Origin of the sequence: Psychrobacter sp. K31L (genome assembly GCF_017942195.1) — a bacterium.
Lineage (GTDB): Bacteria > Pseudomonadota > Gammaproteobacteria > Pseudomonadales > Moraxellaceae > Psychrobacter > Psychrobacter glaciei.
In genome coordinates, this window is sequence record NZ_JAGKSC010000009.1 from 1 (window position 1) to 24,994 (window position 24,994).

Annotated in this window: 22 protein-coding genes and 2 tRNA genes; 11 read left to right on the forward strand and 13 right to left on the reverse strand. The window is 42.8% G+C overall.

From position 1 onward, the window contains the following. The first annotated feature begins 498 nt into the window (after positions 1–498). The 4 genes from J5X94_RS12180 to J5X94_RS14090 all read left to right on the forward strand — a co-directional run bounded on the left by J5X94_RS12180 (position 499) and on the right by J5X94_RS14090 (position 2,667). The gene (locus J5X94_RS12180; protein WP_210541417.1) at positions 499–660 is read left to right on the forward strand and encodes a hypothetical protein; all 162 of its coding nucleotides are present in this window, start codon (positions 499–501) and stop codon (positions 658–660) included. A gap of 696 nt (positions 661–1,356) precedes the next feature. Then, positions 1,357–1,632, forward strand: coding sequence for a transposase (locus tag J5X94_RS12185; protein WP_210541418.1), 276 nt, complete (start codon positions 1,357–1,359; stop codon positions 1,630–1,632). Between the two features lie 95 nt (positions 1,633–1,727). Further along, positions 1,728–2,396: an IS3 family transposase gene (locus J5X94_RS12190; protein WP_323128912.1), complete on the forward strand. Its 669-nt coding sequence runs from the start codon at positions 1,728–1,730 to the stop codon at positions 2,394–2,396. Next, positions 2,374–2,667, forward strand: coding sequence for an integrase core domain-containing protein (locus J5X94_RS14090; RefSeq protein ID WP_210541419.1), 294 nt, complete (start codon positions 2,374–2,376; stop codon positions 2,665–2,667). Before J5X94_RS12190 ends, J5X94_RS14090 begins: the two co-directional genes overlap by 23 nt. Before the next feature lie 969 nt (positions 2,668–3,636). On the opposite strand, the gene J5X94_RS12200 is transcribed toward J5X94_RS14090, so the two are convergent. The 4 genes from J5X94_RS12200 to msrB all read right to left on the reverse strand — a co-directional run bounded on the left by J5X94_RS12200 (position 3,637) and on the right by msrB (position 5,113). Further along, positions 3,637–3,713: transfer RNA gene (locus J5X94_RS12200), tRNA-Asp, on the reverse strand. A gap of 53 nt (positions 3,714–3,766) precedes the next feature. Beyond that, positions 3,767–3,842: transfer RNA gene (locus tag J5X94_RS12205), tRNA-Val, on the reverse strand. A 213-nt stretch (positions 3,843–4,055) separates the two neighbouring features. After that, positions 4,056–4,541, reverse strand: coding sequence for a glutathione peroxidase (locus tag J5X94_RS12210; RefSeq protein ID WP_210541420.1), 486 nt, complete (start codon positions 4,539–4,541; stop codon positions 4,056–4,058). Positions 4,542–4,687: 146 nt separating this feature from the next. Further along, on the reverse strand, positions 4,688–5,113 hold the full coding sequence (msrB, locus tag J5X94_RS12215; RefSeq protein ID WP_010199314.1) for a peptide-methionine (R)-S-oxide reductase MsrB: 426 nt from the start codon (positions 5,111–5,113) through the stop codon (positions 4,688–4,690). A gap of 436 nt (positions 5,114–5,549) precedes the next feature. Between msrB and J5X94_RS12220 the strand changes: the two genes are divergently transcribed. Further along, complete coding sequence (locus J5X94_RS12220; protein ID WP_210541421.1) at positions 5,550–7,184, forward strand: aminotransferase class I/II-fold pyridoxal phosphate-dependent enzyme; 1,635 nt, start codon at positions 5,550–5,552, stop codon at positions 7,182–7,184. 98 nt (positions 7,185–7,282) lie between these two features. Here J5X94_RS12220 and J5X94_RS12225 read toward each other — a convergent pair whose 3' ends face one another. Together J5X94_RS12225 and J5X94_RS12230 are read right to left on the reverse strand one after the other, a co-directional pair. After that, entirely contained in the window at positions 7,283–8,890 is a 1,608-nt protein-coding gene (locus tag J5X94_RS12225; RefSeq protein ID WP_210541422.1) for an inorganic phosphate transporter, read from the reverse strand. Between the two features lie 600 nt (positions 8,891–9,490). Next, positions 9,491–11,182, reverse strand: a complete 1,692-nt coding sequence (locus tag J5X94_RS12230; RefSeq protein WP_210541423.1) for an ATPase — start codon at positions 11,180–11,182, stop codon at positions 9,491–9,493. A 248-nt stretch (positions 11,183–11,430) separates the two neighbouring features. On the opposite strand from J5X94_RS12230, the gene J5X94_RS12235 reads away from it, so the two are divergent. The 4 genes from J5X94_RS12235 to J5X94_RS12250 all read left to right on the forward strand — a co-directional run bounded on the left by J5X94_RS12235 (position 11,431) and on the right by J5X94_RS12250 (position 15,954). After that, positions 11,431–12,144 (forward strand): FFLEELY motif protein, encoded by a 714-nt coding sequence (locus tag J5X94_RS12235; protein ID WP_201593032.1) that lies wholly within the window; start codon positions 11,431–11,433, stop codon positions 12,142–12,144. A gap of 110 nt (positions 12,145–12,254) precedes the next feature. Next, entirely contained in the window at positions 12,255–13,373 is a 1,119-nt protein-coding gene (gene ubiE, locus J5X94_RS12240) for a bifunctional demethylmenaquinone methyltransferase/2-methoxy-6-polyprenyl-1,4-benzoquinol methylase UbiE (protein WP_210541424.1), read from the forward strand. A 98-nt stretch (positions 13,374–13,471) separates the two neighbouring features. Then, the gene (locus J5X94_RS12245) at positions 13,472–14,176 is read left to right on the forward strand and encodes a ubiquinone biosynthesis accessory factor UbiJ (RefSeq protein ID WP_010199305.1); all 705 of its coding nucleotides are present in this window, start codon (positions 13,472–13,474) and stop codon (positions 14,174–14,176) included. A gap of 116 nt (positions 14,177–14,292) precedes the next feature. Beyond that, entirely contained in the window at positions 14,293–15,954 is a 1,662-nt protein-coding gene (locus J5X94_RS12250; protein WP_210541425.1) for an ABC1 kinase family protein, read from the forward strand. Positions 15,955–16,075: 121 nt separating this feature from the next. Here J5X94_RS12250 and ruvB read toward each other — a convergent pair whose 3' ends face one another. From ruvB to J5X94_RS12275, 5 genes are all read right to left on the reverse strand, one after another. After that, entirely contained in the window at positions 16,076–17,056 is a 981-nt protein-coding gene (ruvB, locus tag J5X94_RS12255) for a Holliday junction branch migration DNA helicase RuvB (RefSeq protein ID WP_026037210.1), read from the reverse strand. Positions 17,057–17,231: 175 nt separating this feature from the next. Beyond that, entirely contained in the window at positions 17,232–17,855 is a 624-nt protein-coding gene (gene ruvA / locus J5X94_RS12260) for a Holliday junction branch migration protein RuvA (RefSeq protein WP_210541426.1), read from the reverse strand. Between the two features lie 108 nt (positions 17,856–17,963). Further along, a complete protein-coding gene (gene fba, locus J5X94_RS12265) occupies positions 17,964–19,001 on the reverse strand; it encodes a class II fructose-bisphosphate aldolase (RefSeq protein WP_210541427.1) in 1,038 nt (345 codons plus the stop codon). 407 nt (positions 19,002–19,408) lie between these two features. Further along, positions 19,409–19,795 (reverse strand): hypothetical protein, encoded by a 387-nt coding sequence (locus J5X94_RS12270; RefSeq protein ID WP_201593040.1) that lies wholly within the window; start codon positions 19,793–19,795, stop codon positions 19,409–19,411. A gap of 257 nt (positions 19,796–20,052) precedes the next feature. Beyond that, positions 20,053–21,258 carry a phosphoglycerate kinase gene (locus J5X94_RS12275; protein ID WP_210541428.1) on the reverse strand — a complete coding sequence of 402 codons (1,206 nt, stop codon included), beginning with the start codon at positions 21,256–21,258 and terminating at the stop codon, positions 20,053–20,055. Between the two features lie 407 nt (positions 21,259–21,665). Between J5X94_RS12275 and J5X94_RS12280 the strand changes: the two genes are divergently transcribed. Next, positions 21,666–21,995 (forward strand): TraR/DksA family transcriptional regulator, encoded by a 330-nt coding sequence (locus J5X94_RS12280; RefSeq protein ID WP_194620186.1) that lies wholly within the window; start codon positions 21,666–21,668, stop codon positions 21,993–21,995. A 59-nt stretch (positions 21,996–22,054) separates the two neighbouring features. Here J5X94_RS12280 and J5X94_RS12285 read toward each other — a convergent pair whose 3' ends face one another. Both J5X94_RS12285 and J5X94_RS12290 read right to left on the reverse strand, forming a co-directional pair. Continuing rightward, the gene (locus J5X94_RS12285; RefSeq protein WP_210541429.1) at positions 22,055–22,726 is read right to left on the reverse strand and encodes a thiamine phosphate synthase; all 672 of its coding nucleotides are present in this window, start codon (positions 22,724–22,726) and stop codon (positions 22,055–22,057) included. Between the two features lie 115 nt (positions 22,727–22,841). After that, positions 22,842–23,936, reverse strand: a complete 1,095-nt coding sequence (locus J5X94_RS12290) for a serine hydrolase (protein WP_010199283.1) — start codon at positions 23,934–23,936, stop codon at positions 22,842–22,844. 401 nt (positions 23,937–24,337) lie between these two features. Between J5X94_RS12290 and J5X94_RS12295 the strand changes: the two genes are divergently transcribed. After that, on the forward strand, positions 24,338–24,973 hold the full coding sequence (locus tag J5X94_RS12295; protein WP_010199282.1) for a response regulator: 636 nt from the start codon (positions 24,338–24,340) through the stop codon (positions 24,971–24,973). Positions 24,974–24,994: the final 21 nt, after the last annotated feature.

A 24,994-nucleotide genomic window follows, 5' to 3' on the forward strand; every position in this document is an offset into this window, starting at 1 on the left:
TGCTGAATAGGTCATGTGTTCTTCTGCCATTTCGCTTGTTTTAAAACGATTGTATCTTATTTATAAAGAACTGACTATAGTTTATCCAAGTTGTTCTTAATCTATCATTGTGTGGAAATTTAACCTGTGCCCATTTCTTTTGCCGGTAGAGAGCAACTCACATCTTGTGCTAGAGCAAAGCAGTACTTCCAATTTATACAAAAATTACACCTTATATTTTTAGACTTGAAATAAATGTGTATTTGTACTATCTGTACAGCCCAACTCATATTCTTATAAACATTTTTAAGGACAAACAGTATCTTTTTATACAAAGTACCAATAAGATTATTCAGTTTTTTTGACTGCTAGTCATGATATTCAATCCGTGGTTTACCAATTGGCGTATAGCTATGAAATCTTATTGCCTCAAATTTATATCCAATTTTATCTATATAAATAATTCACTTGAAACGCCTTGGTATTATCGGAGAACCAAAACTCTGGGAGAACACGACAATGAAAAGACAAACTTATATTCCCAAGGTTAAAGAGCGTGCCATTCGTGTGCTAACTGAAATAATAAATGAACATCCTTCTATATGTTCAGCTATTCAAGCTATAGCTTCAAAAACTGCTGCACGCCTTAAATGCTGCATTCATGACACAAGAAACATGTAGACAAAAAAATTCATACTTTGGTACAAGTCCAAAGTCAGAAATAGTCTATAAAGAGCTCAAACAAGCCAACGAAATTATACGCAAGACTGCTGTTTTTTTCGGCCAGGCGAAGACGGGCCGTCCGATAAAGTGGCAGTCAATTTTATTGAGGATTATAAAAATAGTCATGGGATTGAGTCGATCTGCAAAATAATACTGACTGCCTCATCAGCCTATTTCCATGCTAAAGATTTGGAGAGCTGCCTTGAAAATCACTCACAACGCAATCAGAATAACTACTTTTATATCACTAAAATAAGCGGATCTGGCAGGGTAATAAATACTGTTGCAGTACCACGCAAAGTCTTGCAGAAAATGAAAGCTGATGGCTAATAGGGTGCTTGCTTTACTGTCGAATGGTTAATAAAGGAATATGCATTTGTAATGCTTACAGCCCAGTGAAGTGAAAATAGCAACTCGCAGCCGAGATGGCCAAAAGCGTGCTGATGACTTGGTCAATCATAATTTTAACGATTATCCTCCTAACCAGTTATGGGTTGCAGACTTCACTTATATCAAGACGACTAGCGGATAGGTGTATATTGCTTTTATTGTTGATATGTTTACCCATATCATTGTCGGCTGGAAGGTGTGTAGTGGCATAATAAAATTGGACAGCGCATAAGCGGTTATACTACCCCAAAGAGGATAACCAGCTTGACTACCAAACGCAGAGAATATACCCGAGAATTCAAGTTAGAAGCCGTCAGCTTAGTGATTGACCATAAGCGTAAGATTGCAGAAGTGGCAGAGTCGTTAGGGATTGGCGCATCTACTCTAGATAACTGGGTAAGCAAGTATAAAAAAGAGCAGCTGGAGGTTACACCAACTCAAGGTTTGGCACTCACCGATGAACAACGAGAGCTACAAGCGCTTCGCAAACAAGTTAAGCAATTGACCATGGAGCGCGACATCTTAAATGAGGAGGGATAAAACGAAGCACTGCTTCGTCCCGACGCAAGACGAGAGCTATGCTCGAGTGAGTCTTCAGCTCTACTGGCATCAGACAGTCTCAAAAGCTACTACTGATAAGTAAGCTTGTAGAGCAGGACAAACGATTAAGCAAGTGTAAGCTGTGCGACCTGTTCGGTGTAGTGAGAAGTAGTTACTACTATGGCATACAGACTAAGCCTATTGATGTTGAGCGTATCAAACTTAAAGCTTTGATATGTCAGGTATTCAATGAATCAAAGCAGTCAGCAGGCACTTGCACCATTATCGCCATGCTATGGAATGAGCATAGCATTAGGTTGACGCGCTACTTAGCTGCTAAGCTTATGAAGCAAATAGGTTTGGTCAGTTGCCAGCTTAAGTCTCATAAGTACAAGCACGCTGATCAAGCGCATAGAACCCATGATAATATATTAGACCGCAGGTTTAGCCCAGATGCGCCTAATCAAGTTTGGACAGGTGATGTGACTTATATTCGTATCAAAGGTGGCTGGTGTTACTTAGCTGTTGTTCTAGACCTGTTTGCTCGACGTGTGGTTGGCTTTAGTTTCTCTGACTCTCCCAACAGTCTCTTAACCAGCTCAGCGCTACAGATGGCGTATCACACTAGACTTAAACCAAGCGGTGTGCTGTTTCATTCTGATCAAGGGTCGCACTACACCAGTGAGAAGTTCGCTGACGCGATAGCTGATTGTGGGGGCATGACACAAAGTATGAGCCGTCGTGGTAATCCACTACGGGCATAGCTCTCCGTCTTGCACTCGGACAAAGCAGTGCTTTGCTAATCCTCGCTCATGGGACAACGCACCCACTGAGCACTTCTTTAGAAGCTTTAAGACAGAATGGATGCCAAAGAGTGGCTACGAGGATATAGTTGAAGCATCAAGTGCTATTAGCGATTATATCTGGGGCTACTACCAAACGGTAAGACCGCATACTTTCAACAATTATTTAACACCGCTAGAGAAAGAGAAACGCTACTTCAATAAAAACCTCTTATCAGATGTCCTAAATTAGTTGACCACTACAGTTGGAAAGACTTCAGATTATCTGACAATCTCAGCGCAGCAGTATTCCAAGTATTCCAAGTATTCCAAGTATTCCAAGTATTCCAAGTATTCCAAGTATTCCAAGTATTCCAAGTATTCCAAGTATTCCAAGAGTTTAACAGCTAACCGATAAGTAAATGCACGCACTCTTTTGAGTAATGAATATGATGTTAGGCTGAAATATTATTTACGCCACTATGCTTACTCTTTTGAAGTAAATGGGGCTGGGTAAATAAATACGGGATAAGCATAATAAGAAGGCGCACAGAACGCATAACAGTATTCTATACCGTAATCTATCTACTACTAATCAAGTGGTTTATTTGTGCTACGCTATTAAGGTACACATTATACTAGGGAGAGGTTTGCTAAGTAGTGTATGAGCCGAAAAAGGCAACTATTGGAGTAATGAGCCACTGTGAGACTATTTAGATGCTGCAAGGAAAAATTGATGCCCAAAGATATCGCTGAAATCATGAGCGCTATCAATGATTATATTTGAGACTACTATTAAAGCATGAGATTGCAAAGCTTTGATGATTCTTTACTACTAAATGAAAAGAGAAGCGCTACTTTAATGAAACCCTTCACCATTTAGAAATTAACTGACCACTTCAACCGTTTCAATTGATTGTATTTATAAATTCTAGGTATCAGTTGCTCCTACCAACTCTCAATAATCTTGGTCACAAAATGGTCACCATTTGGTCACCGATCACTTGGTCACTGATTTTCAAAAAGTAGACTTCATGAACGTAAAATTATAGCGAGTACAACACTAAAGAGTAGACCATTTTTTAAGAGTTAATAGAGCCAAAATAGACAACCTTTATCTATAAAGGCTTTAAGAGAAAATACAGACACAAAAAAACCCCAAACAATCTAATGTTTGAGGTGAAACTTGCTTAAACTTTATAGTTTAAATTCGTTTTAAATATGGCGCAGCGGACGGGACTCGAACCCGCGACCTCCGGCGTGACAGGCCGGCATTCTAACCAACTGAACTACCGCTGCTTAGGTCTCTTTAGCACTTTACCTTTATGAAGAGGCCCACTTCGCTAAATAAGTGGTGGGTGATGACGGATTCGAACCGCCGACATTCTGCGTGTAAGGCAGACGCTCTACCAACTGAGCTAATCACCCATCGAACAATTGCTATGCAATTTATTCAACATCAACCGAGCTCTTTAGTTTGTCACTAAGCTCTGCTGCTGTGGGTGTGTATTATATAGATTTACATGTGCGTGTCAAACAGTATTTACCACTTTTTGAGATATTTCATTCACTATCATGACAAGCATATGTTTTTATTGATTTTATATTTTTATAAATATTCAATATTTCTAGACTTCATGCTTATTTATTAGCTAGTGCTTGCTCGATATCACTTTTTATCGCGTCAGGCTTGGTCGTTGGTGCATAACGATCAATCACTTGACCCTTACTATCGATTAAAAATTTGGTGAAATTCCATTTAATACCATCTGTCAGCAATCCGCCCTTTTGCTCTTTGAGCCATGCATAAATGGGATGAGCCTCTGCTCCGTTGACATCAATTTTTGCCATCATCGGAAAGCTGACGCCATAATTCTTTTGACAAAACGCGCCAATTTCGTCATTAGTGCCTGGATCTTGGCTACCGAATTGATTACAAGGAAAACCAACAACGACCAATCCTTGATCTTTGTATTGCTCATATAGCGCCTCTAACCCTTCAAACTGGGGCGTAAAGCCACATTTACTCGCGGTATTAACGATTAACAATACCTTGTCTTGATAGTCAGAAAACGCTTGCTGGCTACCATCCATGCGCTCAGCCGTAAAATCATAAATAGCACTCATCATTTATCCTTAAATTGAGGTTTTTGTTGTTTTGGGTATTCATTTGACACTTTTACTTTCTCAATCATATAAGCGGCAAATGTTATTGAAAAGGAAGCACTCTGTACTTCCCTTCCACATTACTATTACTGCTATTATCTAAATACTTACTTCTCAGACTTATCTAAATCGATAGATACTGAGTTGATGCAATAGCGCATGCCTGTCGTCTCACTCGGTCCATCAGGGAATACATGACCCAAATGTGCGCCGCAGTTGCTACAAGTTACTTCTGTGCGCGTCATACCTAGCGAATTATCGACGTGCTCTTCAATTGCGCTATTATCAATGCCTTGATCAAAACTTGGCCAACCGCAGCTTGCATCAAACTTATTGGTTGAATCAAATAAGCTGGCACCGCAGCCTTTACAACGGTAAACACCGTCATCAGTCGCATCATTATAAACACCAGTAAATGGACGCTCTGTGCCTTTCTCACGCAGTACATGATATTCGTCAGCACTCAAACGCTCTTTCCAGTCAGCTTCAGTCAATTGGCTGATTTCTTCTTTACTTAATTGATTGTCTTGCATGATTTGTCCTTATTAGAGTATCTGTTATCTCTGTCACTATTTTATCGCCATATCATTATGAAAACGATGTGCCCTATCTGTTGCTTATCGACTCACTATTCAAGGTGAATATTAGAGTAGTAATACCTGTATTTTGGAATAAGTATGTCGTTAAATAGAGTTTTATCTGGTTTAAAATATATCAAATTACTCTAAAACTAGAGTGAGTAAAGATGTAATTTTGATAGGTAAACATGTATTCAGTTGACTATCATCGTCGGGAGCGTCATACATAAAAGGAGCAATGCAAGTAAAGCTTGCATTTACAAGTGTAAGTGATTTGAAAACCTCTTGCATTAAGACTAACAATGCAATAATATCTTGCATTGGCGTCTAATTAAAATCCTCAATTCATCTACTTATTAAAAAACTATCAGTTAATAAAGGCCTAAAAACCATGTCGGATGACAATAGCACCCAAGCAGCACGATTGGTACAACTACGCCGTAAGAAAGGATTCACCGCTGAGCAGCTAGCACAAGCGATGACCGCCGCTGGTGCCAAGGTGAGTCGCGGTGCTATCTCGAACTGGGAGCGTGGTACTAATGGTATCGTCTCATCCAAGCTCCCTACCCTCGCACGTATTTTGGGCTGTAGCGAAGGGTATCTATTACGTGGTGAGCTTCAAAATGAAAACTCTGATGACACATCGCCTAACAGTAATAGCCCACCTCAAGATGAAAAAATGCAATACGCAATAACACCACAGAAAACACAAAGAAATCAGACCAAAACGCCATCAACTGCTTTCATTGATACTAATAAAAACTTACCAAACAATCTGACAAATGGTCATGCTATGAATCCGATAAAAAAATCCGATAAATTACAAAACGTTTGCTATGACATTCGTGGTCCCTTATTACAGACTGCCAATAAAATGGAAGCAGAAGGCAAACGCATATTGAAGTTAAATGTGGGCAATCCAGCGCCGTTCGGCCTAGAAGCCCCTCATGAGATTTTACGCGACGTCGCGATGAATTTATCTGAAGCAACTGGCTATTCGGACTCGCAGGGAATTTTTTCAGCGCGTAAAGCTATTTTGCAGTATTACCAATCTAAAGGTCTGCTCTCGGCAGTTGATGTCCGTGACGTATATTTGGGTAACGGGGTCTCTGAGCTGATTGTCATGACCATGCAGGCGTTGATGAATGATGGCGATGAAGTGCTGATTCCGATGCCAGACTACCCATTATGGACGGCAGCGGCCAATCTCGCTGGCGGCACTGCTGTACACTATCGCTGCAATGAAGAAGACAACTGGCACCCTGATATCGAAGACATCAAATCTAAAATCACCAGCAAAACCAAAGGCATTGTGGTTATTAACCCCAATAATCCGACAGGTTCCCTTTATAGTGATGAACTACTAAAGCAGATCATTGAAGTCGCTAAGGAGCATGACCTAATCATCATGGCCGATGAGATTTACGATCGCATTCTCTATGATGATAATGTGCATACCCCAATGAGCACTTTAACTGACGACGTTCTGGTTCTTTCATACAATGGCTTATCGAAGTCGCATCGTATTGCAGGGTTTCGTTCAGGTTGGATGATGGTATCCGGTCGCAAGCAACATGCAGCGGACTTTATCGAAGGCTTAGATATGCTCGCATCCATGCGCCTTTGCTCTAACGTCCAAGGACAGTATGCGATTCAGACAGCCATGGGCGGTCACCAAAGTATGAAAGACTTAACCTCTAAGACCGGTCGTCTATATAAGCAGCGCGACATGGCCGTCTCACGTCTCAATGCGATTAAAGGTATTTCTTGTACCATGCCTCAAGGCGCGTTTTATTGTTTTCCAAAGATGGATCCTGAGGTTTATCCTATCGAAGATGATATGGATTTTATGATGGACTTACTTGTCGAAGAAAACGTATTGATGGTTCAAGGCACAGGATTTAACTGGGACAAACCAGATCATTTTCGCTTGGTGTTCTTGCCAAACTTGCTTGATTTAGAAAATGCGATGGATCGCTTGGATCGCTTTTTTGCCAAAAAACGCCAGCAGTTTGGCACTGAGTAAATCTGCATCCAACATAAAAAAATGCTTATCAGCATCACGCTGATAAGCATTTTTTGGTTCTAATTCAAGCCTTATTAATGGGCTCTATAGCATTACTCTTAAAAGATATTTATCAATATGAGATAACTAATAGCAGACATTGAAGCTGCAGCCGGAAGGGTAATCACCCATGCCAGACCAATTGGTTTCATAAGCTTCCAGTTAGTGTCTCTATTGACGATACCAATGCCAAGTACCGCACCGACCAAGGTATGTGTACTTGAGACTGGCAGACCCATCGTCGATGCGCCCATCACAACGGCAGCAGCAGCCAATTCAGCTGAGAATCCAGAAGCTGGATGCATCTTCGCTAGATTGGTACCAACGGTCTGAATCACTTCTTTACCAATAAACCAAAGACCAACGATAAGAGCAACACCAAAGGTCAGCATCACAGCAGGGGGTACAGCCGCTTCGGTAGAGATGCTATTGGTACGGATGACATCCATAATCGCCGCAAAAGGACCAACTGCATTGGCAATATCGTTTGAACCATGGCTAAAGGCAAATGCAGAGGCAGTAAATACCTGCATCCAGCTGAACATAATAAAGGTGGCTTTGGTCAGATCTTCTTTATGCTTACCACGGATACTCTTGGTATAAATATAGGTCGCAAGCCATACTAGCGCTGAGATCATCCCCATGATCAAAAAGCCTTGCAGCGTCGTCATACCATTATTGACGTTCTTTAGACCTTTAAAGACAACCAGAGAGGCCATGACTGCACCGCCCATAGCCGCAATCATAGGCACCCATTGCTTCAATGCCTTTAGGGTATCGAGGTTACTGCGCTCGTTTTCAATCTCATAAAGCTGTTTGTAATAATCGGTCTCTAAATCTTCAACGACGCAATCATCATCTTTGTAGATTTCTTGGTCACGTAACATCGCTGAGGTATAAGCCAGCTGTTCTGATTCTGTTAAACCGTCCAAAAATTCTTTGTGGTTTTGTTTTAAGGTTTTTTTATCAGCTTTTAACTCGCCAATATGCGCCTCTGTTTTATCATTATACTCGATGATATTTTTCTTAATTTGTCCATATAATAAATAAGACAAAACGCCGCCTAGTAGCGGTGATAGCACCCAAGAGATGGCGATAGTACCAATCTTGCCCCAATTCACGGTTGATAATGCCATCTCGGTACCACCTAACGTGATACCTAATACGATGGAGCTACCAACCACGCCGCCAATAATCGCATGTGTGGTCGAAACAGGTAAGCCTTTTTTGGTGGCAAATAACAGCCAAAAGGCGGCAGCAATGAGCGCTGAAAGCATGACATAAATAAACTGGTTGGGTTCGACTGCGAGGCCATCTAGATCGACAATGCCGCTTCGGATAGTATCGGTTACTTCACCACCTGCCAGCACAGCGCCTGACACTTCAAATATCGCTGCGATACCCAATGCTTGCGGGATAGTCAACGTCCCTGCGCCTACTGAAGTACCAAAGGAGTTGGCGACATCGTTACCACCGATATTGAATGCCATAAAGACACCAAAAGCGGTCGCCACAATAAATAGCGTCGTTTGCTGACGCATCGTGTAATCTAGACCCCACCACAAAAAGTAGCTGGTCATCGCAACCAATAAAATGGCAAAAAATAGATTTATTCTCATGGAGCCAACTGATTTAGCTGACTCTGTAGAACTGCTGCTAATACCCATACGTTGATGCGTCCTGCGTAAGCTGATTGGAATTATATGCGATTAGTAATATTGCGCAGCTATACAGGCAGGTTTTAATATCCCGCACTAAAATAGCATTATATAAAGGCGCAACGTGCTCTCTAAACAATGAACTCTTTACGTTTGTTTTGCTGCCGTCTCTTAGAATCGATTGTTGCTGTTTGACGTTTGATTCAAATTATTAATACATTATCAAAAACCCATCACTCCACATGTCACAAAGCCGCAAGTGGTATTGCTAAATCATCTGATTACAGCATCTTGCGGCTTATATTTGTGGCGATGTTACTGTTCTACCGATATCTGATACGGCAACAGTATCTTTTAAATATCTGTATAAATCATACAATACACACTTATTAAAGCAATATATGACATAACAGAGACAATTGTGCCCCTATTATATTAAATATAATCACATAATGCATAATGATATTGCAAGATTTGTAACTGTGACAGTGTACTTTCAATGTCACCCTTTATCAGTGACAGATTAGATCGAGTATGTTTCACTAAACTTCACTTGGAAAAGACGGCTGACAATATAGACCGCCATTAACCCTCAATTTTAATAAAGAGCTACTGGCTTTTAGATGCTACTGACAACTGTTTAATAACATGGTCTAAAACATCCAAACGCGCCTGACGCTTCTCATTGGTGGCTATGACACACCATGGTGCATATTCAGTATCAGTACGTACCAGCATATCAGCGGCGGATTGTACGTAATCTGACCACTTATCGCGGTTACGCCAATCGTCATCAGTGAGCTTAAACTGTTTGTGAGGTGTTTCTTCGCGCGCTTCAAAGCGCTTAAGCTGTTCTTTCTTATCAATCGCCAGCCAGTATTTAATAACCAACGTCCCTGCCTCGGTCAAATCCGCCTCGAAGCGGTTGATTTCATCATAAGCACGTTGCCATGCAGCATCAGTCGCAAACTGCTCAATACGCTCAACCAACACGCGCCCATACCAAGTACGATCAAAGATCGCAATACGGCTAATGCGATTTGTTTGCTCGTCAGGCAGCCTTGTCCAAAAACGCCAGAGATAAGGATGCTGTGACTCGTATAGCATCGGCGCACCAATATTATAAATTTGGTATTCACGCGGATCGAGCGCGGCCACCAGTCTTTTGATAGCCCCGCCTTTGCCAGCAGCGTCCATTCCTTCAAAGGCAAAAACAATATGACGACCTTTGCGTGCACGTAGTAATTCGGCAAGACGAGCTTGTTTTTCTGCCAATGCCTCTTGATAGTCAGATTTACTGACGTCTGAGTCGTCGATATCGGTTAGTAACTTGGGTATTTTCACAGGTTCAAACGGTTCCTGATTAACTTTTGACTCAGGTTTTTGCGTCTTGGACTCGGACTGACTTTTTGTTGTTTCGTTACTGTCTATTCGACTACTTACAAGTGCAGTTTGCATCGCATGCAATACTTCATGGCAAAAATGATCGGCAGCTTGTGATTTATCTTCACCATCGATGATGACCCAATCGTCCTGTTGCCGTAACAATGTCACGGCTACTTCGTTAAACTGAGCGACAATCTCTGCATTATTCCAATCAATTTGATACAAAAACTGCGGATCGGCTTCATCGTCATTTAATCGCTCTTGCAACGTTTCGATATCAACATGAAACCAGCATTTTAGTAGTCTGGTTTGATTGGCAACGAGGTCTTGCTCAAACGCTTGCAGTTTAATAAGTTGCCGTTGTAGATACGCTTGCCATTTCGCAATCGGTAGCACTTTGTCGTTATCGGATTTTTTGTCTTGTAATTGAATATTTTTTGACGAATTATCATCGTCTTTGTTGTCTGCTGCCATACGCATGACGTTGTAAAGCAAATCAGCATACCAGTTGCCAAAATAAACCATGACGTCACCGTGACGTGGTAGCGCCTTGGTATGTGCTTGCCACATCGGCTGATACGCTAAGGGACAATAACCAATAGTTGCCTCCACCTTAAGCAGCCGAGGATCTACCCACTGGCGCAACTGTTTGACAGCAGTCCCCTTGCCCGCCTGCTCCATACCATTAACCAGTACCAACAGCCCAGTTGGCTGATTGGCAGGTGGCGGCGTTTGTTGCCGTGTCGCGCGTAGAGCATATTGGGCAGTAACCAGTGCCAATCTAAGGTCATCTTTATCCATCGAGAACTGACTCAGTGGATTGGGCGTTAAGCGCTCTTCGATCACTTGCTCACTAAATTGCGCACTGACCGCTTGTGGTGCTGTAAGTTCAGTCGTATTATTATTTTTGCTCATAACTGGTATCGTCCTATGATTGAAAGCGTGTCAGCTTAATCATAGCATTCGACCAATTCAGTAAATAACGCTGCTGTGTAACAGTTTGACATTTGTATTCTGCTTTATTTTCTTTTAAGGTGAACACAATCTTGAGAGCATGTTTTAAAAGAGTCTTAAAATTACAATAAGCACCAAAAACGGCATAACTTTGACCATTTTATTCTCAACTTAATCATGATCTTTATTTTTATATAGGATTTTACGCCATGTCTGCTTTAACCGACTTACAACAGCACTTAACAAATTTTTGGGCGCTGCCACATCATCAAGACGCCGAATTGAATATCAAACTCAACGAAGTGCAAGCATGGCAACAAGCGCGACTCCAACGTACGCATAGTGAGCTGTTTGAACAGCCAAAAAACCAGCTGATGGCAGACTATTTTCTGACACAGTTATATGGTGGCGATGAATTCAAGTTATTGGCCGAACAGTTAGAACGCATTTTGCCAAAAGCAAAAAAGCTTGAGCGTCTTGCCAAAGAGTCCGCTTTAGAAGCTGGCAGCATGGGCATTCAAGCAGCCATTTTAGCGATTGAGCTAGACTTGCATTTGGCCCAATGGCTACTTGCCCAAGACTTACCAGTCACCGAAGACAATATGCTAGCCGCCTATCGTACTGTCGATGAAGAGGATGAACGCCGTGTCCAGATTGGTACTCTTAAAGACGTTTGCTACCGCACTGACAAACATTTGAACTCATTTATGCTCAAAAAAGCGTTTGCCCTAGCAAAAGGCACCGCCTATCGCTATAACTTTCAACCACTGTACGACTTCATCGATACTGGTTTTAAGGCCATGAAACCCCTCAAAAGTGTGAGCAATTTTATCGAGCCGTTTTGTGAACGTGAGCTTGAGATTATTGACGAAGTTCATGACACGGATAATGGCAGTAAGCCTTTGTCATTTGATGTATCATAGGATTGATGAGAGACTGAGTTAACTGGCAAAAACTCGTTAACGAACACCATATATATACTCAAAAAACATCTCAAACAAATAATCATAAAAGTGAACAATAGGATAATGCAATGACCGATAATACCAATAATAACACTGCTCACTCTGATCAAAAGCTATCGACCAACACCACAACTAATGGTCATTTACAAGATAAATTGGTCAGAGACAGTATCACTCACAGTCAAAATATCACTGCACAAGTAAAAGCGCGTCAAAGTCCTGTGCCTAATGCGATGACTGATACTGGTAGTGATGCTAACGTCAAAAAAAGCAATGATTTTACGCAAGTCCAAGACTTACCAACTGGAACGCCACAAGGCCAACAAACCACTATGTCAAACAACTCTACAAACAATAGCGCCGCTGCACAAGAGCAGACCGCTAAGCAAACGCTTTTTAACCAGCGTGATGACATTAATAACCCGCACACACTCGACACTGACGGTAATGAGCAAACGCATTTCGGTTATAAAACAGTCAATAAAGCAGAAAAACAAGCACGTGTTGCCGACGTTTTTACCTCAGTCGCCAAAAAATACGACATTATGAATGACTTGATGTCTTTTGGTATTCATCGCTTATGGAAGCGTTATGCCATTAGCTTATCAGGCGTACGTGCGGGTCAGCATGTGCTTGATATCGCTGGCGGTACGGGAGACTTGGCCAAAGTCTTTAGCCGTGAAGTCGGTCGCAACGGTAAAGTCGTGTTATCTGATATCAATGCGGCAATGTTAGAAGTTGGTCGTGAGCGCTTGATTAATGCTGGCTGCAATAATGTCGATTTTGTACTTGCCAATGCGGAAACATTAGCACCATTTGATGACAATAGCTTTGATTTGCTTACCATTAGCTTTGGTCTGCGTAATGTGACTGACAAAGATGCTGCTCTAAAATCTATGTATCGCGTGCTGAAGCCGGGTGGTCGCTTATTGATTTTGGAATTCTCAAAACCTGTGTTTGAGCCATTATCGAAAGCCTACGATTTATATTCATTTACCGCCTTACCGATTATGGGTAAGCTGATTGCTAATGATGCTGAAAGTTACCAATATTTGGCTGAATCGATTCGTATGCATCCTGATCAGCAAACGCTGAAGCAAATGATGCAACAAGCGGGCTTTGAAAATTGTGATTATCATAACCTTACTGCTGGTATCGTCGCCGTGCATCGTGGCTTTAAAGCATAACGATAAAAGAAAAATACTAACACCCAATAGTCGTAACCACTGACCCTGACAAACCATGCGCTTTTCTAAAGGCGCTCAATTAAATATGCGAGAGCCTTATGCTGACTGTGTTACTTTTGGCTGGTGCCGAAAAGCTGATTAACCTTGCCATTGCTAGCGATGAAATCACCAAATCAGGTCTAGCACCATTGGCTGGCAAAGTGTTACGGCTGAATATGAAGTCGCCTGAGATTGATTTGGATGTGTTATTCACCCATGAACGTTTGCGTTTTGAGCCCGTCACGACTGACAGTGTGTTTGAGCCAAGTGGCCGCATGAGTGAACGCCAAAAAGCGAGTATGGAGCGCGCGCGTATCGGTCACAGTCGCCCAGATTGTATCATTACCGTAGACAACCCAGCCCAGCTGCTCAACCTGATGCGAGGCACTGAAGGTAACTTGCCTATCGCTGGTGACTATAAAGTGCTGATGCAACTGAAACAGTTGGTGGCAGGTTTTGACCCAGATGTCGCTGGCCAGTTAGAACCCTTCATCGGCAAACCCATGGCGAGTCAGTTACATCTGCTCATATCACAGCTGAAAGGCAGTTGGCGTCATAGTGCCAAACGTGCTTTTAATGATGTCAGCGACTGGGCCAATGATGTGGCGGGCAACAGTGTCCCTGACCCCGTTGAGCTGGAAGAAGTAAATGATCTTAAGCAACAACTGCTAAAGCTGCGTGCAGATGTCGAACGTGAAGAGGCCAAACTTGCTGCTATCAAAGAGGAGCAGGCACGTTTTATCAATAATTCGTTCCATCAATAACCCGTTTAATTAATAACAAGCAAACATTATTAGTTAAACGGGTTATTGATCACATTATCTATAGATAAGCACAGCGTCTACCTTATTTTTGACTTTCTCTAGAGTACCTATACCTCATGCTATTATCCCATCGCGCCCGTTTACTTGAGCTTTGGCGTATCGCCGCAATATATCGCATTGATACGCATTTTTCTATTGAAGAGGCGCCACAGCTGCAACCTTTAGCACGTTTAATTCGCTTGCATCCAGCCGCTTGGGGTAAAAAGCATCAGCCAAACGCGATTAAATACGCGCTTGAGGACATGGGTACGCTGTTTTTAAAATTAGGCCAACTACTGTCAACACGTCGTGATTTGGTACCGCCTGAGATCATCGCTCAACTGGTTCAGCTACAAGACAAGGTTAAACCATTTAACTCTGATGTGGCCATTACCCAAATCCAAGACCCTAAGCATGGTCTTGGGCAGTCTATTGGCACATTGTTCGCACGCTTTGATGTCAAACCGCTAGCGGCCGCCTCTATCGCCCAAGTACACACTGCCGCCCTGCATGATGGCCGTGAAGTCGTCATAAAGGTGGTTCGTCCCGATATCCGCACCACGATTGTTTCTGACTTTGAGCTACTACGTGAATTGGCAAGTTGGGCATCCGCTCGTATTGAAGCGGCGCGTGCCGTACATATTATCGATATTGTCGAGGATTATCGGCAAGTCATGCTTAACGAGCTAGATTTGACGTTAGAGGCAGACAATACCACCCAAATGCGCAATAACTTCTTAGGTTCAGCATTGATGTATGTGCCTGAAGTGTATGATGCTGCCAAAAATGTGATGGTGATGGAGCGTATCCAAGGTGTCCCCATCTCGCAGGTTGAAGTCTTTGACCAGCTAGGCTATGACCGTGCGGCACTGGCAAAAAAAGGTTTAACGATATTTTTCACCCAAGTCTTTCGTGATAATTTCTTTCATGCTGATATGCATCCAGGCAATGTATTCGTAGAGACCCCGCCTGTGCAAACACTACATGCAGGTATGGCAGCGGTCGACTTGGGTCATGAGCCACGTTATATCGGACTTGATTGCGCCATCATGGGCACCTTATCAAAAGACGATCAGCTCATTGTCGCGAGGATGTTATTGGCAGTCATGAATAACAACTTTACTGCAATGGTTGATATCGTCAGCCGAGCCGGTTGGATACCACCAAATGCCGACAAGCATGCGTTGATGCGTGATATGAAACGTACCGTCGGCCCTATGCTACAAAAATCCATTAATGACATCGACTTTGCTGGCGTATTGATGCAGATTTTGGATATCGCACGTCGCCATCATATGAGTATCCCGCCACAGCTGATGCTATTGCTAAAAACATTAGTGCACGTTGAAGGCCTCGGTCGCGACTTGTATCCTGACCTTGATATTTGGTCACTTGCCAAGCCCATTCTAAGCAGCTGGATCAAAGAACAGCTAGATCCGATGCGTAATCTACAGCAACTACGCCAGCAATTACCTGAGATGTTGTTGTCTACAACTGATATTCCAAAATTACTAGATCAAGGCTTACAAAGTCTTGCCTCACAAGGCTCACGTCAAGACAGCCAACTACGTGAAATACAGCAAATTCGCGCGGACATGCTTAACGATCGCCGCCGTGATTGGCTAGCACTTGCAGGCTTTGCTATTTTCATTGCCATCGCAACGCAAGTCGTCGGTTGGCTATCACCTATATTTTATATACTGGCTCTCTTGGTAGTTGTTTGGCGAATTTTAGCTTAGAGACCAACTTTATCTTTTATTTACTTAGTTCAGAAAAACCCTCGTAACTCGAGACTCAAACAAAAAAATGCGCCTGCTTTTAATGAGAAGCAGGCGCATTTTTTATGCTAAATACTGATTACTATAACATTTGGTCAATCGCCATTTGGGTCAATACACGACCACGTGCCGTACGCAACACATAGCCTTGCTGAATCAAATAAGGCTCAATCACATCCTCAAGTGTACCGCGATCCTCTGCCATAGCAGCTGCTACCGCTTCAACCCCTGCAGGACCCCCGTCAAAACGCTCATGCAATATCTCGATATACCGTCTATCTAAATGATCAAGACCTCGTCTATCCACGGCTAGCATATCTAGCGCACTACCCGCAATCGCCCCATTGATACTGCCATCGCCTCTGACCTCCGCATAATCGCGTACACGGCGTAGTAACCGATTGGCAATCCTTGGTGTGCCTCGGGCACGGCGCGCAATCTCCACCGCACCATCCTCACTCATAGGCACACGCATCAAGCGGGCGGCACGGCTAACAATCGTTGTCAGATCGGCGATATTATAAAACTCTAGCCGCTGTACGATACCAAAGCGATCGCGTAATGGCGACGTTAATAGCCCTGCTCTAGTAGTCGCTGCAACCAAGGTAAACGGTGGTAAATCAAGCTTGATAGAACGGGCCGCTGGCCCTTCACCGATCATGATATCTAGCTGAAAATCTTCCATGGCTGGGTAAAGTATTTCTTCAATGACTGAACTCAGACGGTGAATCTCATCAATAAACAGGACATCACCCTCCTCCAAATTGGTCAGCATGGCTGCCAAATCGCCTGGACGCTCGAGGACAGGCCCTGAAGTCGAGCGTAAGTTACCGCCCATTTCACGCGCAATGATATTGGCAAGCGTTGTTTTACCCAACCCTGGTGGACCAAAAATGAGCGTATGATCCAATGGCTCACCACGACCGCGTGCCGCGCCAATAAATACTTCCATCTGCTCACGCACCACCGGCTGACCAATATATTCAGCCAACAGTGCTGGTCGAATATTGGAATCAGGCGCATCCCCTGCGCCTTCTAACGGATTAATCAAACGATCTTGCATCATAGTTTTTATCATTATATTAAAAAATTAGGTAATAAATAGCATAACCAAACGCCACCTATAAGTCATGCAAAACATCAACAGTTATATACCAAAACGAAAATAAGCGACACTTAATGTCGCTTATTTGTTTGATACTGACTGATGTAACCATTAATAGCAGTTGGAGTAAAAACTACTTAAACGTTGATAGCTGCTGTAATGTGGCTTTTAACAATCCTTGTGTATCTGCAAAAATGTTACCGTTACTTTTGGCAGCTTTGATGGCTTGCTGAGCTTCTTTTTCTTTATAACCCAAACTAATCAGAGCGCCTTCTACTTCGGCGATGATATTGTCTTCGGCAGAAATCTCAGCTGGCTGCATAGCAAACTCTAAATTACTATTATCCACTTCGATATTTTTTAGCTTATCTTTTAGCTCAATTAATAACCGTTGCGCAGTCTTTTTGCCAATACCTGGGATACGAGTTAATGCGGTTTCAGAGTCTTGCTCGACGTGCATTTTTAGCTCAGCTGCTGACATTGCAGACAGCATCGCTAGTGCCATTTTTGCACCAACACCGTTGATTTTAATCAACTGACGAAAGACATCACGCTCTTTGCGGTCAATAAAACCATAGAGCAACTGCGCATCTTCACGCACATGGAAATGCGTCCAAATGCTTGCCTGCTCATTGAGATGTAGCTGACAAAATGAAGGCAATGGCAGCTCAATATCATAACCCACACCAGAGGTCGTCATGATACAGGCGGTTGGTGCCATTAAGTATTGCACTTGTCCGGTAATCAATCCAATCATCACTTACTACCTCTCATATGGGCTATTATATAAATAGCATCAGCTGCCACTTTGTTGTCCGCGACTATCTTTTAGCAGCAGAGTCTTATTGCTCTTATCAGCATAGCCTTACTGGTAAAAACTCACCATACCTTCGAGGCTAGTTGGACGAATTTTATGCGCTTGACCTGCAGAACCAAAAGCTTCAAAACGATTGGTGCAGATGTCTGACATTGCGACCATAGATGCTTTGAAGTATTTACGTGGATCAAACTCACTCGGATTTTCTGCAAGAAATTTGCGGATAGCACCTGTTGAGGCCAAGCGTAAATCGGTATCGATATTGACTTTACGTACTCCGTGCTTGATCGCTTCGACGATCTGCTCAACTGGCACACCATAAGTTTCGCCGATATCACCACCATTCTCATTGATGATTTTTAGCCATTCTTGTGGCACTGACGAAGAACCATGCATCACCAAATGCGTGTTAGGAATACGAGCATGAATCTCTTTTACGCGCTCAATAGATAAGATGTCACCTGTAGGTGGACGCGTAAATTTATAAGCGCCATGGCTAGTACCAATAGCAATGGCTAGCGCGTCGACATTGGTGTCTTTTACAAATTGTTCGGCTTCGTCAGCACTGGTCAATAATTGCTCATGATCTAGCACACCTTCAGCGCCAGAGCCATCTTCTTCGCCTGCCATACCAGTCTCAAGACTACCTAAACAACCGATTTCGCCTTCTACAGAAACACCGCAAGCATGTGCCATTTTGACCACTTCGCGAGTGACACTGGCATTGTAATCGTAGTCCATTGGCGTTTTGCCATCTTCGCCAAGCGAGCCGTCCATCATTACTGATGAAAAACCAAGCTGAATTGAACGTTGGCAAATCGCTGGTGACATACCATGATCTTGATGCATTACTACAGGAATATGTGGCCATTCTTCGATAGCGGCAATGATCAAATGACGCAAAAACGCTGACCCTGCATAGTTACGTGCGCCTGCGCTGGCTTGTACGATGACAGGTGAGTCACAAGCATCCGCAGCCATCATGATTGCACGCATTTGCTCTAAATTATTGACGTTATAAGCAGGAACACCATAGCTGTGTTCAGCGGCATGATCTAGAAGTTGACGTAAGGATATTAGGGCCATAAGACGCTCTCTGATTAGATTTTGAATAGTATTTAAAAAAGCTTTATAACGATCATCCCAATGTTCAGAAGACCATACTAACGGTATAGAAAGTAATAAAATCCCAAAATATTTTGGGTGTGAACGCTACGCGGTGATTATAGCAAAAATTGTTCCGTCTTCGTAGCAGTTGCCCGACTATTTGTCAGTCTACACGTCTCTTCACGTGAGTTTGATTATTATCAACTATAACACTGACACACAACGCAAAAAGCCTTGGTAATCACCAAGGCTTTTCTAGTATTTTGAGGGCTTATAAAGCAACTATCAATTAAAGCAATTATCAATGCTCGCTACTCATTCAGTGCCTCGTCCTATCAATCGATAGCACGTCACCGAATCAATAACTGACTTGCTCAGTACGATTCTTAGTACTGTTGCTCTGCTTCTACTGCGTTTTCACTGGCTTTATCTTCAACAGCAGATGCGCCATCGGCAACCACTTCAGCAGTATTGGCAACGGCTTCATTTGCGCCGACCACAACCGCTTCACCTGTGTTTTCTAGTGCATTTGTAGCGGCAACACCAGCAGTGTCAGCGCCTTCAGCAACTTCGGTACCAGCGTTTTGTGCGGCAACTTCAGCTTCAGCAGCAGCAGCTTCTGTTTCAACAGCAGCAGCGTCAGCGTTAGCAGCAGTGTCTTCAGCAGCAGAATCAGCAGCAGCTTCAGTTTTATCTTGTGTTTCTTGACTACATGCAGTGATTGCAAAAGTACCAGCAAGTACGCTAGCAAGTAACAAATGACGTTTTAACATAATAAACCTCTCGTAAATAAAGCATGTCAAAATACATGGTTGCGCTATTCTATAGGCAGTAAATAAGACATGCAATAATAATTTTCAGTATAAAAACAAATAATTACTACTTGATAATAATTGATGACCAATTGCACTCATAGCTGTCAAATTAACAAGGTAAGAGAGCCAGTCACCATATTATTTTTATAGCCTACCTTAGATGATTGCGATAAGTTGTACGCCTAATGTTACTGAACTGCTGAAAGTTGGTTAAATTATCGCGCTTCTATTTGCAGTGCGGCAACAGCTGGCAGCACTTTGCCTTCTACAAACTCTAAAAATGCACCGCCACCTGTTGACATGTAGCTCACGCCATCTGCAACTTGATATTTATCGATCGCTGCTAAAGTATCGCCACCACCAGCAATCGAAAAGCCTTGACTGTTTTTGACCGCATTTGCCACGATTTGAGTGCCTTGACCAAAAGCATCCACTTCAAAAACACCCACTGGCCCATTCCACAAAATAGTCTTTGCGTTGGTAATAGCATCAGCCAGTTGCTTGGCGCTTTCTGGAGCGATGTCCAATATCATGTCATTATCACCAATCGCATCAACCGACTTCGTAGTCGCAGTGGCTTGTTGTAAGGAGCCTGTAAAGTCAGCGAAATCGATCTCATTTTTATCGGCAACCACCACATACTCAGGCAGTAAAATCTCAGTTTTAGTCATAATCTCACGAGCGGTCTCAACCAAGTCCGCTTCATATAGCGAAGCGCCGACACTGTGACCTTGCGCGGCTAGGAAGGTATTCGCGATACCACCACCAACGATTATTTGCGTGCATACTTCTGCCAAGCTGTGCAAAACTTGCAATTTTGTAGAGACTTTTGAGCCACCAACAATAGCGAGCATGGGCTGCGCTGGGGTTTCAAGCGCTAGGCTCAAGGCATCAAGCTCAGCAGCTAATAGCGGCCCTGCGCACACTGTTTTATCTGCTTGACGCATGGCCTGAGTGACACCCTCAGTTGAGGCTTGCGCACGGTGCGCAGTGCCAAAGGCGTCCATCACAAACACATCACATAGCGATGCATATTTCTGTGCTAAGTCTGCATTATTTTTCTTCTCACCCGTATTAAAGCGCACATTTTCTAGTAGTACTACTTCACCTGCTTTGATCGAAACGCCTTCAGTCAGATAGTCATTGTTTAAACTAACTGGCGCTGCCAATTTGTCGCTTAAATAGTCAGCGACAGGTGCTAGAGAGTATATGGTTTCAGGATTGCCTTCAGTTGGACGTCCCAAGTGTGAACACACAATAACGGCAGCGCCTTTCTCTAGTGCCATTTTGATGGTAGGCAAGCTGGCCTGCAGGCGCGCATCACTCGTGACCTTACCGTCTCTAATAGGTACGTTCAAGTCTTCTCGAATCAATACCACTTTGTCCGTTAAGTTTAGCTCACTCATACGCAAAAAATTCATTACCTGCTCCTATGCATCATCTATTGTTAATATACGGTGTGGCTTTTTACTAAATATCACTCAATGCTAAATATCACTGAATGACAGTTATCAAACTATTTAACCGATTATTCTTACTAATGGTCTCATGAGACTGATCTAGCAAGAATCTGAGGCGGTGTATTCTAGCAGTTTTCTAACAAGCGCTCATAAAGAACCTATGATTAAATTTTACTAAGCAGGTTAAAAAAAAATAAGACAAACTTATTTAATTTTTATAAAAATCAGTAACATTTCGTGGTGGTACTCAGCAATCAGGCTGTTTATGATGGCATTGATGTTTATCGTAGATATGAGCTTTACGATACAGCGCCTATTAATGATAATAATTAAGTTCAACAATAAAAATAACCCATTAGGAGAATACCATGAGTATCGATCTAGCCACTGCTAAACAGACTTTATTGAAGCTGAAAGACGAGTATGAAACTCGAATCGATAAAATCGAAGATCATATCCAAAACCCACAAGATGACCTCAATGAGCATTGGGAAGATCAAGCCATCTCTTATCGTCAAAACGATATGCGTAAAAATCTCATGGGTGAAGCACGACAAAGCCTAATCTATGTCGAAAATGCCTTGAGCCGTATCGAAAATGGGACTTATGGTGAATGTGAGGTATGTGGCAAACTGATTGAAGAAAAACGCTTGGAAGCACTGCCCTATGCCACCTTATGTATGGAACATGCAGAATAACGATTCATTTATATAATGCACTTATATTTTGAAATATCGATTTCAATTTTAGAAATAAGTTATAAAGCAGGCGTCTGCCACGTACCAAGCGCCTGCTGCCATTGCTCACAACGCTCGGCTATTTGGTGTTCTGGCAAATCCATAATATCCCCAACTACTGCTACATAAGCAATCGGCAAACCTGCCAGCTCAATAACGTTTTCTGCCGTTAGACCGCCTATCACACATAGCTCAATACCTTGCTGACATCCATCGGAAAGCTCTCGACGCGAGATGATATCCGCATTAGGCTTAGTTGTAGACGCAAATACTGCGCCCATCGCGGCATAACTGGCGCCATCATTCTGCGCTTCTTTCACCAGCGCCACATCGCCATGACAAGTGCGACCAATAATTTGATTCGATAATAGACATTGCTTGGCCTCTCTGATATCACCATCTTCTTGCCCCAAATGAACCCCAACACCAAGCTTTGCGGCCAGCTGAATATCATCATTGATGACAACTGGGACATTGCATGTCTTTGCCAAGCGAATTATTTGTAGAGCTTCGTCATAGAGCTTGGATGCGCCATTGCTTAACGTCAATGTTTGCTTACGGCGGATTTGCAATAAGGCAATACACCCTGTGGCAAACGCGGTCTCTAATTTGCGGTATAGCAGCGCGAATTCATCATCATTGGTCAGCAAATATAACTTTGGGGCTAGTGTAGTAGTCGATGCTTGAGTCATATGGTTTTTCCTAGGGCGTGTTCTTATTTTAAAAATAATGGAGACAAAAATTCAACACAATAAAAAAGCCGTTATATTACATAACAGCCTTTTTATACCTACTAAACCCATCCGCTTACACTGTACGGCGAGTTGCCAAACTGTTTAAAATGTTCTTAGCATCACCCCAACGCGTGGCTGAGCTGTTCGCCCCTAAGATGACAATGATCGCAGGACGGTTATTCACACGTGTTTCCATTACCACACAACGACCTGCTTCATTAATAAAACCGGTTTTTGAGATGCCGATTGGATAATCGCCTGAACGTACTAGACTGCTGGTGTTGTTGGCTTTATAGGTACGGTTACCGGCTGAATAATTGGCCACGTAAAAGTCATAGCTCTTAGTCGTGGAGAAACGACGAATCACATCGTAGTTACCAGCAGCACGAACCATTTTTACCAAGTCATTTGATGAAGCAACGTTACGTTTATCGAGACCCGTTGGATCACCGAAATAAGCTGTCGTCATACCAAGCTCTTGTGACTTACGGTTCATCGCTCGTATAAAGGCATCATAGCCACCTGGATAGTTACGCGCTAGGCTTTTGGCAGCAGGGTTTTCAGATTTCATTAATGCCATTAACAGCATTTCAGCACGGTTCAAACGATCGCCTGATTTTAACCGCGAACTTGCACGCTTAGGACCGACGAAATCTTCAGGATCGAGGGTGATCTCTTCTCTCATATCGAGACCTGCATCCAACACCACCATTGCCGTCATTACCTTAGTAATACTCGCCATAGGACGGGCGACATCAGCGTTTTTCTCGTAAATAGATTCACCAGTTTCGGCATCGATCACCGCCACACTACGAGAGTCGGTGCTGATCGGAATCATACTACTGCTGCCAAAGCTCCCACGATAAGTAGTGTTATAGCTGTTGGTGTTATTGAAGCTGTTATTACTACTACCAAAACTACTGGTGTTGCTGTTAGTAATATTGGTAGTGCCATACCCATTATCGACTTTTTTGATGGCCGAGCCATTAGACTTGTACATGATATTGCGCGCTTCGGACAAGCTATCAGCACCGCCCCAACTCATACGAGCACTCGATCCAGCATCAGCGCTACCATTAATTGTAAGTGCAGCTTGTGCAATACTGCCTAAACTCAATGAAATCATGGCAGCAACTAACTGCTGTTTGGTTAATGGTAAGTGCTTCATTCTTCCCCCTGCTGTCGCGATGCTGTTAATTAGCGAATCAGTTACATACTAATTAATAGCAACAACGTACGTAGCGTTTGTGGTTGTGTTTGTAGGTACTCACATAGAGTTTTTGTATTTTTAGTGTATCATGGTTTGCATTTAAGTTTAATGTACTAAATCAGTTAGATGGGCATTTTTTAACCTGCTTCAAATTTTGCTACATTTAAATTAGATTTTAGCAATATTAATTAACACTATAGCAATATATGATGAGAGTAGTAGTCATCACATCAGTGCGATATCATTCTATTGTAAAATAATAAAAATCATTGTTGTGGTTAATAGATATACAGATTGGTTCAGATAGTTTAACGTTCACAATGCAACCTTCATTTTGATAGACAGCAAAGAGTACAACTATGATTCGAGTATTGGTAGTAGATGATCATGATTTGGTGCGGATGGGTATCAGCCGTATGTTGGCAGACAGTGCTGATATCGAAGTCATCGGTGAAGCTGACAGCGGCGACATGGCGATTAAACTGGCCAAACAGCTGCGCCCTGATGTGATTTTACTGGACGTTAATATGCCCAATATCGGCGGGCTTGAAGCAACCAAGCGCTTGATTCAGCTCGATCTGGGTATTAAAATTTTGGCCGTCAGTAGCATGTCGGCGCAACCTTATCCATCCATGCTGATCAAAGCTGGCGTCAATGGTTATATTACTAAGGGCACACCGCTTGATGAGATGATACGTGCGGTCAAAAAAATCTATCAAGGTGGTCGTTACTTTAGCCAAGATGTCGCTGAGCAGTTGGCTGATGTTCTCTTGTCAGATAATGCCAACTCACCTTTTGACTTATTAAGTGACCGCGAAAAACAAGTAGCCATGATGGTGGTCAACTGCCAAAGTCCGCAGCAAATCGCTGATCAATTGTTCGTGAGTGTCAAAACCATCAACACTTATCGCTATCGCATTTATGAAAAAGTCGGCGTCGATAGTGACGTGAAATTGACTCATCTGGCTATCCGTCATGGTCTTATCCAACCGTAAACCTCTTCATACCTTTTTTAT

Coding starts and splice junctions, on each gene's coding strand:
- J5X94_RS12225 (WP_210541422.1), bottom strand. CDS start 8,890: ATGGGTATTAGCAGCAGTTCTACAGAGTCAGCTAAATCAGTTGGCTCC.
- J5X94_RS12290 (WP_010199283.1), bottom strand. CDS start 23,936: ATGAAGCACTTACCATTAACCAAACAGCAGTTAGTTGCTGCCATGATT.
- J5X94_RS12245 (WP_010199305.1), top strand. CDS start 13,472: ATGCTGACTGTGTTACTTTTGGCTGGTGCCGAAAAGCTGATTAACCTT.
- fba (WP_210541427.1), bottom strand. CDS start 19,001: ATGGCCCTAATATCCTTACGTCAACTTCTAGATCATGCCGCTGAACAC.
- msrB (WP_010199314.1), bottom strand. CDS start 5,113: ATGCAAGACAATCAATTAAGTAAAGAAGAAATCAGCCAATTGACTGAA.
- J5X94_RS12270 (WP_201593040.1), bottom strand. CDS start 19,795: ATGTTAAAACGTCATTTGTTACTTGCTAGCGTACTTGCTGGTACTTTT.
- J5X94_RS12230 (WP_210541423.1), bottom strand. CDS start 11,182: ATGAGCAAAAATAATAATACGACTGAACTTACAGCACCACAAGCGGTC.
- J5X94_RS12235 (WP_201593032.1), top strand. CDS start 11,431: ATGTCTGCTTTAACCGACTTACAACAGCACTTAACAAATTTTTGGGCG.
- J5X94_RS12210 (WP_210541420.1), bottom strand. CDS start 4,541: ATGAGTGCTATTTATGATTTTACGGCTGAGCGCATGGATGGTAGCCAG.
- J5X94_RS12220 (WP_210541421.1), top strand. CDS start 5,550: ATGTCGGATGACAATAGCACCCAAGCAGCACGATTGGTACAACTACGC.
- J5X94_RS12275 (WP_210541428.1), bottom strand. CDS start 21,258: ATGAATTTTTTGCGTATGAGTGAGCTAAACTTAACGGACAAAGTGGTA.
- ruvB (WP_026037210.1), bottom strand. CDS start 17,056: ATGCAAGATCGTTTGATTAATCCGTTAGAAGGCGCAGGGGATGCGCCT.
- J5X94_RS12295 (WP_010199282.1), top strand. CDS start 24,338: ATGATTCGAGTATTGGTAGTAGATGATCATGATTTGGTGCGGATGGGT.
- ruvA (WP_210541426.1), bottom strand. CDS start 17,855: ATGATTGGATTGATTACCGGACAAGTGCAATACTTAATGGCACCAACC.
- ubiE (WP_210541424.1), top strand. CDS start 12,255: ATGACCGATAATACCAATAATAACACTGCTCACTCTGATCAAAAGCTA.
- J5X94_RS12250 (WP_210541425.1), top strand. CDS start 14,293: ATGCTATTATCCCATCGCGCCCGTTTACTTGAGCTTTGGCGTATCGCC.
- J5X94_RS12180 (WP_210541417.1), top strand. CDS start 499: ATGAAAAGACAAACTTATATTCCCAAGGTTAAAGAGCGTGCCATTCGT.
- J5X94_RS12280 (WP_194620186.1), top strand. CDS start 21,666: ATGAGTATCGATCTAGCCACTGCTAAACAGACTTTATTGAAGCTGAAA.
- J5X94_RS12285 (WP_210541429.1), bottom strand. CDS start 22,726: ATGACTCAAGCATCGACTACTACACTAGCCCCAAAGTTATATTTGCTG.